Source organism: Alteromonas sp. ABE4_545, assembly GCF_056161325.1.
The window spans coordinates 376,410-388,918 of sequence record NZ_JBSWYY010000001.1 but is presented as its reverse complement, the minus strand read 5'-3'; the positions used below and the strand labels follow the sequence as shown (position 1 = coordinate 388,918).

General features: G+C 47.4%; 11 protein-coding genes. 10 read left to right on the top strand and 1 reads right to left on the bottom strand.

The genetic code is table 11. The features are described 5' to 3' along the window. Positions 1-43 precede the first annotated feature (43 nt). Positions 44-1,069, bottom strand: a complete 1,026-nt coding sequence (locus ACXAH6_RS01800; protein ID WP_474874911.1) for a helix-turn-helix transcriptional regulator — start codon at positions 1,067-1,069, stop codon at positions 44-46. A 207-nt stretch (positions 1,070-1,276) separates the two neighbouring features. On the opposite strand from ACXAH6_RS01800, the gene ACXAH6_RS01795 reads away from it, so the two are divergent. From ACXAH6_RS01795 to ACXAH6_RS01750, 10 genes are all read left to right on the top strand, one after another. After that, positions 1,277-2,302, top strand: a complete 1,026-nt coding sequence (locus ACXAH6_RS01795) for a DUF3080 family protein (RefSeq protein ID WP_474874910.1) — start codon at positions 1,277-1,279, stop codon at positions 2,300-2,302. Positions 2,303-2,440: 138 nt separating this feature from the next. Continuing rightward, positions 2,441-2,995 (top strand): hypothetical protein, encoded by a 555-nt coding sequence (locus ACXAH6_RS01790; protein WP_474874909.1) that lies wholly within the window; start codon positions 2,441-2,443, stop codon positions 2,993-2,995. Further along, entirely contained in the window at positions 2,992-4,440 is a 1,449-nt protein-coding gene (locus ACXAH6_RS01785; protein ID WP_474874908.1) for a PepSY-associated TM helix domain-containing protein, read from the top strand. Before ACXAH6_RS01790 ends, ACXAH6_RS01785 begins: the two co-directional genes overlap by 4 nt. A 67-nt stretch (positions 4,441-4,507) precedes the next feature. Then, positions 4,508-5,329 carry a MurR/RpiR family transcriptional regulator gene (locus ACXAH6_RS01780; protein ID WP_474874907.1) on the top strand — a complete coding sequence of 274 codons (822 nt, stop codon included), beginning with the start codon at positions 4,508-4,510 and terminating at the stop codon, positions 5,327-5,329. A 75-nt stretch (positions 5,330-5,404) separates the two neighbouring features. Beyond that, positions 5,405-5,854 (top strand): hypothetical protein, encoded by a 450-nt coding sequence (locus tag ACXAH6_RS01775; protein ID WP_474874906.1) that lies wholly within the window; start codon positions 5,405-5,407, stop codon positions 5,852-5,854. Between the two features lie 548 nt (positions 5,855-6,402). Continuing rightward, positions 6,403-7,611 (top strand): amidase, encoded by a 1,209-nt coding sequence (locus ACXAH6_RS01770; protein ID WP_474874905.1) that lies wholly within the window; start codon positions 6,403-6,405, stop codon positions 7,609-7,611. Continuing rightward, the gene (locus ACXAH6_RS01765) at positions 7,608-9,194 is read left to right on the top strand and encodes a gamma-glutamyltransferase family protein (protein WP_474874904.1); all 1,587 of its coding nucleotides are present in this window, start codon (positions 7,608-7,610) and stop codon (positions 9,192-9,194) included. The genes ACXAH6_RS01770 and ACXAH6_RS01765 overlap by 4 nt, the downstream gene beginning before the upstream one ends. Before the next feature lie 17 nt (positions 9,195-9,211). Beyond that, positions 9,212-10,030, top strand: a complete 819-nt coding sequence (locus ACXAH6_RS01760; RefSeq protein ID WP_474874903.1) for a sulfite exporter TauE/SafE family protein — start codon at positions 9,212-9,214, stop codon at positions 10,028-10,030. Positions 10,031-10,040: 10 nt separating this feature from the next. Beyond that, positions 10,041-11,264, top strand: coding sequence for a pyridoxal-phosphate-dependent aminotransferase family protein (locus ACXAH6_RS01755; RefSeq protein ID WP_474874902.1), 1,224 nt, complete (start codon positions 10,041-10,043; stop codon positions 11,262-11,264). Further along, entirely contained in the window at positions 11,261-12,502 is a 1,242-nt protein-coding gene (locus ACXAH6_RS01750) for an allantoate amidohydrolase (RefSeq protein ID WP_474874901.1), read from the top strand. Before ACXAH6_RS01755 ends, ACXAH6_RS01750 begins: the two co-directional genes overlap by 4 nt. Positions 12,503-12,509: the final 7 nt, after the last annotated feature.

Here is a 12,509-nt window from a genome sequence, read left to right as displayed (position 1 = left end):
GTGGCTTGCGATATGCCACCCTTTTTTTAATGCCTATTTTCGACTATCGGCACCCTTGTCTAAAGTCGCGCGGCGAAGCCCCGACCGATTGTTTAAAAGCACGTGTAAACGCATTGGCGCAGGAAAAACCAAGCCGGTCGCTAATAAAAGATATGCTCATGTTGCCTTGCGACAACCACTGCTTCGCCAATTCAGACCTCACAGCTTGTTGAATATGAGCAAAGCTCGTCTCCTCGGCAGCGAGTCGTCGATAAAGAGTCGACTTACTGATGTTCAGTAAACTAGCAATATACTCAGCTGTTGGCATTTGATTGGTTTCTAACAGCCCTTGTTGCATGATCTTTTCGACCTGATTTCTCACACTACTTTTTTGCTCAAATACGGCAAAATGCGAGGTAAACCGACGGGCAATATTTTGATCTAGCATGGGATTGCTGTAGACATTGTAAACGCGTTCAACATCAAGGTTAAACTGCAAATACGACAATGAACCATGAATATCAAATGCCATTTTGGTGGCACGGCCAAACCCCACTTCGTCGCTTAATCCAGCGCCACTGAAATTGAGTTTAATTTTTGAATCATCGATGTTGAATAGCATTTTTATTTCAATCATCAACAAATAAAACAGCCCTTGAGGAGCGGCGAACGCTTCTTCTTTGAAATTGAAGTCGTGGTATAGGCGCACTTGCCCGTGACGCTTCTCGATCCAGTGACGATGAGCCGGCATGGCTTGTGCCATTACCAAAAACCGACGCAGAAAGTCCCCCAGTGTTGGGGCGTTTCTCAATGCAGAAAATGCCGTATTTTGCGTGACTTGATCGCCACTCATAAAACCGTCGTATACGGTTAAATCAGGCATTTCATATCGAGCAAAATAACCCAGCTCATTCGCAAAACGAAGGAGATAATGGCAGTGCTTATCTGACGGATAGAACCATGCTTGGTTATGCTCAAGCAAGGCTGGCTGCAAACCCGTTTGTTCACAAATTTGCGCTTTTGTTACTTTGAAATGCTGTTGAATAGCGTCGATATAACGCTGAATAATAAAACCGGGATAACTGGCCATAATGTTACATGTGTAGGGTGTTGCCTTTGTTATAGCGCGGATTATACACGCAGCGACAAGTTGACTAATCAACAATAAAGCGTTTTTTGTGTAATTTAACGTAAAGTCGTCTCTGCTTTCGCTATCACGCAACATTCATAAGTTCGCAAGAGCGTGTAATAATGAACAAAAAGGCGTAACTCACACGCTTACGTCGAAGGAGTTATAATGCTGCGGCGCATGTTTTTACTGTTTCTACTATGCATAATCAGTGCGTGTTCTCGCCCTAACGTTTCATCTTTAATGCAAGAGTACGCGTCGCGTCTTAGTCGTGTTTTAGCAACCGATATTTCTCTCGAACACACGTCTGCACCATTAGTCTTTCCTTCCCAACAGACACTGCAAAGGGACATTCCGAGTATTGATATACCTCTCAATGCTTTTTATGCTCTGCAATCTTGCTCTCTGGCCCATCATGTAGCTGAACGCAATACGACACTGGGGAAAGTACAATACCCCAGCCAACGTCTTGCCTATGAATATGCGCTACTGCCACTGTTTAAGGAATGCGCAGCAACGCTTACCTCGGAAAACGAGCAATTGTTAGATGAATTGAGCCGGTGGGAGCAACAAAAGCAGCAAAGCTTCCCCATGCTGTGGGCCAGTGTCATTGAAAGTAGTGAAGAAACGCGGCTAGCCATACAGTTTCCTCAAACTAGCCTCACCGCCCTCTCTAACGATGACATCACAGCGGCGATAAATAGTTGGCAATTTTTAACTCAGGTCACCGCGGATCAGCATTACGACAATTTATCCGTGCGGCTAGAATTGAGTTTGCAACGTATCAGCCAAACGCGTATTCCGGCCATTTTGTGGCGTACGCAAGCTGACCTAGCGAGTTTGTTAGGTAACATGAATACGCGAATTGGGCCGCTGTTAAACACAGTATCTTGTCCCAACGGCAAGGCTACTGAACAAGCAAAAATTTTACGCAATGTGTTCTATTTGTTTTTTATCGAGCAAATACAGCCTATTGGCAGCCGGCTAAACCAATTACACTACAAGCTGTTACCGGTCTATCACACCCTTAGCACCCACCCTGCATTACATCCTGAATATACAAAGGCGGTTTCTCAGCACGCAACAGCAGGGTTTAATCACTATCAACAAACTGTTAGCGAACATGTTCACTTATGGCAGCAATTTCTTAAACGGTGCAATTTAAGCCCTACTGCACCTAGTGCGAACAACTAACCATAAGCTTTTACTAAACGTATCTATAAGCAATTGCCTTGCACTTATATTGCAAATACGAACGGCTACCATTACCATTTATGCCACTAAGTGCGCCACTGCAATGGTAAGGCGTGAAAATAAAAAGGACTCATCAATATGCTCCTGACTTGGGCAGCGTTAACCCTCAATTTAGTGGGGGTGTCGGCATTGTATTTTCGTTGGCGAGGCAAAGGCCCGTTACTGTTAACTCCGCTAGCTTGGTTGCTGCAAGCTCTTGCTATTGTATGCTGGTCTAGCGTTTATGGTGCGGAATTCGGCGCGGTTTATGGGCTTGCAGGTATCGCCACGTTTGCATGGTTAACCGTGTTATCACGTTCTCCTGACCTCGCTGGTAGCGCAAAATGGCAGGTAAAACCCGACTTAGGCTGGCATTTTTCTATTCCTGCTTTTTTAAAAAGCCTACCTAAACAGGTATATTTGTTCTTATTGGTGGTGCCACTTTCGGGTATTTGTGCAACGTTCGCAACCGTTGCGATTACGGGGTTGTTCCCGTTTGAACTGGTGAATCTTCTCGCCTTTAACGCTTATGTCATCCCGATAGTTTGGGGCGTTTTTGCGTATTGGGCTGGCGCTCAGGAAAACCTCGTTAAGCCTTTATTGGTCTTTGTCTTAATTACTGCTATTAGCGCATTAAAGTTGTTTGTATTATGAATCTGATACCGTCTAAAGATACTACCCGACGTGCGCTACGCAGCCATTCTTGGTTAGGCATAGCGATTGGCGCGTTCATGTACCTCATCTGCCTTTCGGGCGCCATTGCTGTGCTCTACCCCGAATTTGAACGATGGGAACAACCATTAGTAGAAGAGCAACTAGACTACGACATTGCAACAATAGAACAGAGTTACCTCGACTTTCTCAAGACCGATTTTGAAGAGTCTGAACATTTATTCTTGGTGTTGCCAACAACAGAAACACCCCGTGCACGGATTACAACAGATCACGACAGCTTCTTTTTAAATAAAGACGGTTCTCGCGGCATCGACGAAGCATTTCCGTGGAAAGAAATGTTAGTGAACTTACACTTATACCTTCATTTGCCAACGAGTTTTGGCATGATTATCGTTAGCCTATTAGGCGTATTATTGGCAAGTTTGATCATTTCCGGTGTGATGGCTCATCGACGTATATTTAAAGACGCCTTTAACTTGCGCTGGAACAAAGCAAGCCTGCAACAACAAACCGACTTGCACAATCGTTTAAGTGTATGGGGCTTACCCTTTCATTTAATGTTTGGTGTAACCGGTGCTTTCTTCGGTTTAGCGGCGCTGTTTAGTTTGTTATTTGCCAATGTTTATTTTAATGGCGACACCCAAAAGGTCATTGAAACCGTGTACGGTGAAGAGCCGAGCTTAACCCAACCAGTACAACCGGCTCAGATAACCAAAGCCATTCATCACCTTAAAACCATCGCTCCCGATGCAGAGCCCTTTTACATAACACTCGAAGAGTTTAACTCTCCTGAACAATTCATGTTAATCGGTGCGATACACCACGACAGATTGATTTATGCTGAGCAATATCGTTATGACAGTGCGGGAAATTACCTCGGTAATGTGGGATATTCTGACGGTGCGGCAGGTCGCCAAGCGATATTCTCCGTCTACCGTTTGCACTTTGGTCATTTTGGCAACTTTGCAGTAAAAGTGTTGTATGTTCTGCTGGGCATCGCGCTGTCGATTGTATCGGTAACGGGTATTAATATTTGGCTGGCCAAGCGCAAGAACCAAGACTACATCAATCACTTGTGGACAGGTATTGTATGGGGAGCCCCCCTCGCTTTATGGATTACAGCGATTACCGAAATAAGCGTTGGCTTTACCGGTAAAGGCTTGTTCTGGGGCATTATGTTGGTATTTTGCGCCCTTACGCTGTGGCGTAAAAATCATTTAAACAGCAAATATTGGTTGCTATGCGCAAATGCAGTCGCGCTTTTCCTCATCGTGATTATTCACAGCGTGATCTATGGCAGCCATGCATGGATAGGCGGAGCGTTGATCATCAATATCGCCTTTTTAATCAGCGCATTTGGGTTTGTATTAATGCTTAAACCGGCATTGGTTAAGTTACGATATCAACAATTAGCTGCCGCTTAACATTGCCTTTACTGGCTAAATCGCGCAACATGCGCCTTTAGCCAGTTTGCTTTTAGGTTGGGTTCAAATGCCTGAAACATTTGAAATATTAGAAAGAATCGACAGTAAATATCCGCAACTCTCCCCTAATGCGCGCTTAATAGCGAACTTTTTGCAACAACAACCCCTTGCGTTGCTCAGCTTGTCGATGGCTGAATTAGCAAGTGCAACTAATACATCAAAAGCGACCGTTAGCCGATTTTTCCGCCAACTGGGTTACCAATCTCACCAAGAGGCGCGTCAAACCCTTTCTCAATTGCGTCACGCTGGCGTGCCATTACAAGATATTAAAGCAACGACAGGCGTACTTGATGCTGAGTTAGACAATTTACGCACTACATTTGATAGTTTGGACGAGCAGCGCTTAGACACCGTAGCCCAGGCGATCGCCGATGCGCCAGCGGTTACTTTGTTCGGCTATCGCAATAGTTACCCTGTCGCGATGCATTGTCGCCAACAACTTATTCAAATTCGCCCCAAAGTACGCTTGTTGCCTCAACCGGGTCAGAGTGTGGGCGAAGATTTACTCGACATCGACAAAGAGCAATTTGTAATTGTGATGGGGTTTCGCCGCCGCCCTCGCGGTTTCGGAAAACTAATTGAACGATTGGCCGACCACAAGACTCTATTGCTTACTGATCCTTCTGGACAAATTTACAACCAAAAAGTTGATCACCTTTTGGTTTGTCAATTAGGTCAACACTTCGCTTTTGACAGCTATGCTGCACCGATGAGTTTGGTGTCAGTATTGTGTAATAAAGTGTATCAACGTGTGGGGAGCAACGCTTCGACACGCGCAACGGCTATTTCGTCGTTGTATGAGGGATTAGACGAGATAGAGTCTGAGTAAAATAAAACGAATTAGTCTATGCTCATCGGGATGTTGAGCACGTTCGTGCTGCTAGCAAAGTAACAAGGAAAGTCTATGCATACTGGCAAACTTATTATTTCATTGGCCATTTTGGTCATGTTCGTTGTGACCTATTTTTTTGGTCAAAAGAAAAACGACAACTATGAAAAGCTGGGTGAACGTTACTTGGCCTACTTGAGTGACGCGAATCCTGATTCTACTCTTGCTGATTATTTTCCAGATACTTCTTTAATTCACGTCTCGGAAGACTTTGAAACGTTAACCGCTTTTATCAAAACCAAAAAAGCGGATTCAACTATCTTTATTCCTGAATCACCGCTGGTTAAAGCTACTCCTATTAGCTCTGCTGCTATAAACGCTTATTATGCGGTGTTACTCAATGACGAGTTGATGTTGTTGAACTTGCTGTATGTAAAAACTTCAAAAGGTTGGCAAATTAGCGATGTTCGTACAGTGGACGACGAGCGAAAGTGGATAGACGAATACTCACTTGCGGATGATTAGTTTCTTTGGTTCCCGAGGCTGGTTTCTTCGTAGTCCGTTCGCTCGTTCTTTAGTGCCTCTGGCTATTTATTTCATAGCTCGCTCGGGCAGTAGACAGGTTCGGCTCAGAAACACGCTGTGAACCCAGTCCCTGGGCGCTCGGATTGCCGCATCCCTGCGGCAAACGGTTTCTGACTCGCCCCTGCCCACTGCTTGGTCGCTCTATCTTTAACTCGTTAACGCTCTTTTTCTATAGCGCTCACTAATTGCTTAAAAGACATCCCACCTCGAATAGCTGATGTTTTAACACAAATGTGTGTTCTACTAAGGAGCCTCAAGCAAGAGTTAGTTTCAACTCGGATTATCTTCTATTTAAAACTACAAAAGACGGATATTCAGAATAATGTAGAGAGCGATAAGCGGTGACTGTGTGCATCAGAAACCGTTTGCCACAGGGATGTGGCAACACGAGCGTACAAGGATGTATTTACCGCGTGTTTCTGAGGGACACAGTTACCGCCAAGCGAACGAACTACGAAGAAACCAACAATGTTTCACTTGACAAACCAGTGAAACAATCGTTTCATAGAAGCATCACACAAAACGCCTTTTTCCCCATGGAACAGTATATTACCCACAACCCGTTTGTATGGCGCGCCCCTGCGTCCAAAACTCAAAGCCAAGGACCATTGGCAGGCCTCACCGTGGCCGTAAAAGACCTATTCCATATTGAAGGCGTACCCACTACAGCCGGCAACCCGGATTGGCTCGCAAGCCATGCAACGCCAACACAAACCGCCAGCGCAGTGACAAAATTACTTGAAGCCGGCGCAACACTCGTCGGAAAAACCATTACCGATGAACTCGCATACAGCCTCAACGGACAAAACATTCATTACGGCACACCCGAAAACCCAGTAACGCCAGAACGCTTACCCGGCGGTTCATCTAGCGGTTCAGCCGTTGCCGTTTCAGGGAATTTAGCCGATATAGGCCTAGGCACAGACACCGGAGGCTCGATTCGCGTACCCTCAAGCTATAATGGCTTGTTTGGCTTGCGCCCCACCTACGGTGTGATTGCGATGGACAACATGGTGCCACTCGCCCCCGATTTCGACACCATAGGCTGGATGACCAAAGACATCGCCACTCTCGAAAACGTCGCGGATGTATTACTGAACGAGCAAACCGTCAGCGACAGTCAGCCCAATCTGGCTTATGCCGACAATTTAATTCAAAGCGTCGAGCATACCGACCAAAGCCTTGCATGGCTAAAGGAAAAAGGCATAGACCAAGCCATTTCTCTCGACCCCAATGAATACGGTACAGGCAACGCCTTTCGCATCTTGCAAGGCGCGGCTATTTACCAACAACACGGTGCGTGGTTAACAGAACAACAACCCGCTATCGCGCCTGATATAAAAGCTCGATTCGATGCCCTACCCGCATTAACCGAGCAAGAAATACTCGATGCAAAAACATCACAACAACAAATCATCGCCCAGATCGACATCTTATTTTCACAGTACGATGCGTTGATCATCCCTACAACTCCAGGCAAGTCTCCGTTATTGTCTACACAAGACAGTGAACTTGCTGACTATCGAAATCAATTACTCGGCATGACTGCCTTTGCCGGATTAGCTGGTTTACCCCAGTTGCACTTACCTCTTTTCACCTTGGACGGTGCACCTTGTGGTTTATCGCTTATCGGCGCTCGCGGCAGTGACCGACAGTTGATTGCTTGGGCGAAACAACTCGTGGATGCACACTCATGACAACAAAACACGTATCATTTACTGCGCCGCACTTTGCTGCGTCGCAGGTCGGAAACGAAATACTCCAACGAGGCGGCACAGCCATTGAAGCTATGGTTGCCGCTGCCGCGTCAATTGCGGTGGAATACCCTCACATGAATGGCCTAGGTGGCGATGGTTTCTGGTTAATCAGTGAGCCAGGCAAAGCCCCCATTGCTATAGACGCCTGCGGTGTGGCTGCGGCCAATGCCACGCCTGAGTTCTACGCCGGCGAGAGTGCAATCCCGAGCCGTGGCGGTAAAGCGGCGCTGAGTATGGCTGGCGCCGTTGCTGGCTGGCAAAAAGCTCTGTCTATCAGCGAGCAGTGGCAAAACCCAATGCCGCTAAAGGAGCTGCTTGAAACCGCAATCAGCCAAGCGAGTTGGGGTATTGAAGTGACTCAGAGTTTGTCTGATGCCAGCTTTAAAACCTATCGCGACCTTGCTCATGATCCCAATTTTGATCAGTTTTTGATTAAAGGCAAAGCGCTGAAAAAAGGCAAAATTGTTAAATTGCCTAAGTTAGCCGCGACCTTGCAAGAACTCGCAGATAAAGGGCTTGATGATTTTTATCACGGTGACATTGCGAAAAAATTAGCCAACGATCTCGCTGCGGCGGGCTCACCGATTACCCTTGAAGATTTTGCCAATTACGAAGCCCAACTGGTTACACCGCTGTCTGTTGAAACCAGCAAGGGCAAGCTTTATAACCTGCCCGCGCCGACCCAAGGCATTGCTTCGCTGATCATATTGGCGTTGTACGACAAAGTGTATCAACAAGCTGAAACCGATATTGATATGGCTCACTTGCTTATCGAATGCACCAAGCAAGCCTTTATTGTTCGTAACCGCTATGTAGCTGACCCGTCACGAGTAGACATTGATTTACAAAGTTTGTTGAGCGAAGAAAGCCTCAACAAAATGATTGAATCGGTGAAAATAGACAGTGCCCAAACTTGGCCCCATGAAGCAAAACCGGGTGACACCATCTGGATGGGCGCGTGTGACAGCGAAGGTCGCATGGTGAGCTACATTCAAAGTTTGTACTGGGAATTTGGCAGCGGTATTGTCAGCCCGAGTACTGGCATTGTATGGAACAACCGCGGCACCTCATTCTCACTAGATCCTAACAGCCTACAAGTGCTCGCACCGGGAATGAAACCTTTCCATACCCTTAACCCAGCCTTTGCCGAGTTAAATGATGGCCGTCGTATTTCTTACGGCACCATGGGTGGCGAAGGCCAACCTCAAACCCAAGCCGCGCTTTTCTCTCGTTTTGTGTATCACAATACGCCACTAAACCAAGCCATTGCCCAAGGGCGTTGGTTGTTGGGTCGTACTTGGGGTGACCAATCACACAACTTAAAAGTTGAACGCGACTTGGCCGAAAGTGGCGGTGATGAATTGCTCAAACGCGGCCACGACATGGTGGTAGTAGAAGCGTGCAACGAATTAATGGGCCATGCCGGCGCAATAGTTCACCACCCCGATGGTCACACTGATGCCTCAACCGATCCGCGCAGTGATGGCAAATGCTTCGCCACAGCTCGACCCTATCAAGAATAAAAAACAAGGACACATAAATGGACGTCATTATTGATAATTTGCCCACGATTTTCGCCATGATGGGCACCGGTGTGGTGGCCGGTATTCTCGCCGGATTACTCGGCGTGGGCGGCGGAATTGTTATTGTTCCGGTATTGTACTTTTTGTTTCAAGCGCTGGGAGTTTCGGCCGAAAGCGCAATGGTTGTGGCTACCGCAACCTCGTTAGCGACGATTGTTCCCACCTCAATCAGTTCTATTCGCGCTCACCATGCCAAAGGGAATGTGGATTTTGCATTATTGAAAAGCTGGGGCCTGTTTATTCTTATCGGTGTACTACTTGGTAGCTACGCTGTGACACAAGTGAATGGCCAATGGTTAACCATTTTGTTTGGCGTAATTGCGTCGATTTCAGCCATTAACATGCTGATTGGTGGTAAAAAATCACTGTTTAATGGTTTGCCGGGCCGCATTGGTCAGTGGCTGATTGCAACTTGCATAGGCTTATTCAGCTCTATGGTGGGTATTGGTGGCGGTACCCTTACCGTGCCAACACTCACGTTTTGTAACTACCCGGCACACAAAGCGGTAGGTACCGCTGCCGCAGTAGGGTTAATTATTTCTCTGCCTGCCGCGCTTACCTTACTCACTGTGGGCACCAGCCCTGCTGACGCCCCAGCGTTTACCGTTGGTTTGGTTAATTTAATTGGCTTTTGTGCCATCGTGCCACTTACAGTTCTCTTCGCCCCAGTGGGCGCTAGCCTAGCTAACAAGCTAGATGCTGGAAAATTAAAGAAAGTCTTCGCGGTTATTCTCATCATCACAGGCGTGCGCATGCTCGCACAAAGTCTGCTTTAGGAGCTATTTCATGTCACTATTATCGCCCCCACCTCGCCTATTAATGGGCCCAGGCCCCATAAACTGTTATCCACGTGTGCTTAATGCCATGTCAACACAATTGGTTGGTCAGTATGACCCTGTAATGACGGGGTATATGAACGAAGTCATGGGTTTGTATCGTCAGGTGTTTCAAACGCAAAATAAGCAAACCTTGTTGATTGATGGCACGTCACGCGCAGGTATTGAAGCAGTTTTGGTGTCGGCATTAGAGCCGGGCGATAAAGTACTTGTGCCTATATTCGGCCGCTTTGGTCATTTGTTGTGTGAAATTGCCGAGCGTGCTGGCGCTGAAGTCCACAGTATTGAAGTGCCTTGGGGTGAAGTGTTCCAACCCGAACAAATTGAAGAAGCCATTCGTAAAGTACAACCCAAAATGTTGGCCATCGTACAAGGCGATACTTCAACCACAATGCTGCAGCCTCTTGAACATTTAGGTGAAATTTGTCGCCGCTATGACGTACTGTTTTACTCAGACGCCACCGCATCCATCGGTGGAAACCCGTTTGAAACCGACAAGTGGCAACTCGATGCTGTATCAGTAGGTTTGCAAAAGTGCTTGGGTGGCCCTTCGGGCAGTGCACCAGTTACCTTGAGCGAGCGTTATGTCGACGTGGTCAACAAGCGTCGCCATGTGGAAGCCGGTATTCGTGAGAATAGCCATCAATCGGGTCAAGGTTCGCGTATCCGCTCCAACTATTTTGACCTCCCCATGATCATGGATTATTGGGGTGAAGAACGACTCAACCACCACACCGAAGCGGCGACCATGCTCTACAGCGCCCGTGAATGCGCGTTGAATCTTATTGATGAAGGTATCGATAACTGCATTGATCGCCATAAGCTAAACGGCGACGCCATGCTAGCAGGTGTAAAGGCACTTAACCTTACGCCATTTGGTGATCTTAAGCACAAAATGCACAATGTGGTAGGTGTGATGATCCCCGACGTAGTCGACGGCGAAGCGATTCGCCAACAAATGCTACTCGACTTCAACATCGAAATTGGCACCAGCTTTGGCCCACTAAAAGGCAAAATCTGGCGTATTGGCACTATGGGTTACAACGCACGCCAAGACGCTGTGTTACATACATTGCAATCACTTGAAACCGTATTGCGCCGCGCAGGCCATAAAATGGCTTTGGGCGAAGGTGTTGATGCAGCCCTTGATGTTTATGCAGGTAAATCTGCATGAGTGAATTTAGCCAATTGGCCAAGGATGTCATGACCCGATGCGACATACTGGGCGCCATTACCCAATCGCCCGGTATGGTCGACCGCCGTTATCTTACGCCAGAACACACGCGCGCTAATCAGCAAGTGGCTGAGTGGATGCAAAGTGCGGGTATGCAAACTTGGCAAGATGCCGCCGGTAATCAATGGGGGCGCTACGCCAGTCAGGATGCTGATGCAAAAGTTTTATTGATGGGCAGCCACCTGGATACTGTACCCAACGGTGGCAAATACGACGGTATGTTAGGCGTATTGGCCCCCTTGGCAGTGTTGCAATACTGCCATGACAATCAAATCAGCTTACCCTTCCACGTCGATATTGTTGGCTTTGGTGATGAAGAAGGGACCCGTTTTGGGTCAACCTTGCTGGGGAGTCGTGCATTAACCCAATCATGGCCCAACAGCTGGCGTGAGCTTCAAGACGCCGATGGGGTAAGTTTAGCCGATGCCATGCGCGCATTTTGGTTGAATTTTGATGACGTGGCTGAAGCCGCTATTAACCCAGAGTCACTAATAGGCTATATCGAAACCCATATTGAACAAGGCCCCGTTTTAGAGCAGGAAAATCTACCAGTAGGTATTGTTTCTGCCATCGCTGGGGCACGACGTCTCTCTATTGAAGTCACTGGTTTCGCGGGTCACGCCGGTACTGTACCCATGACGATGCGACAAGATGCCCTTGCCGCAACAGCGGCCATGATTTTGGAAGTAGAGCGTATTGCCAACGCGCATCCCGTGGTTGCTACGGTAGGGAAAATTAGCAATCGTCCCAATGGCGTAAACGTGATTTCGGGTAATACCGTGTTCTCTCTCGATATTCGCAGTGCCGACGACGCCTCTCGCGATCTCGCGTTGGAACAGATTATGCAGTCAATTCAAGGTATTGCAGCAGAACGCAATGTGTCATTACAGGTTGAAGAAACCCATAACGCCAGCGCGGTTCATTGTGATCAAGGCTTGCGAAAGATATTGGAATCAGCCATTACAGACAATGGTATTCGCCCTTTGACTTTGCCGTCGGGCGCGGGCCATGACGCTATGGCAATAGCCGATATCTGCCCCGTTGCCATGCTATTTGTTCGCTGTGATCGTGGCATAAGCCATCATCCCGCAGAAGCCATTGTTACTGACGATGTCGCCGCTTCACTGAGCGTTCTGTGGTCGAGTATTCAACAATTATCATCTCAACATCGACGTTAAGGAGTAC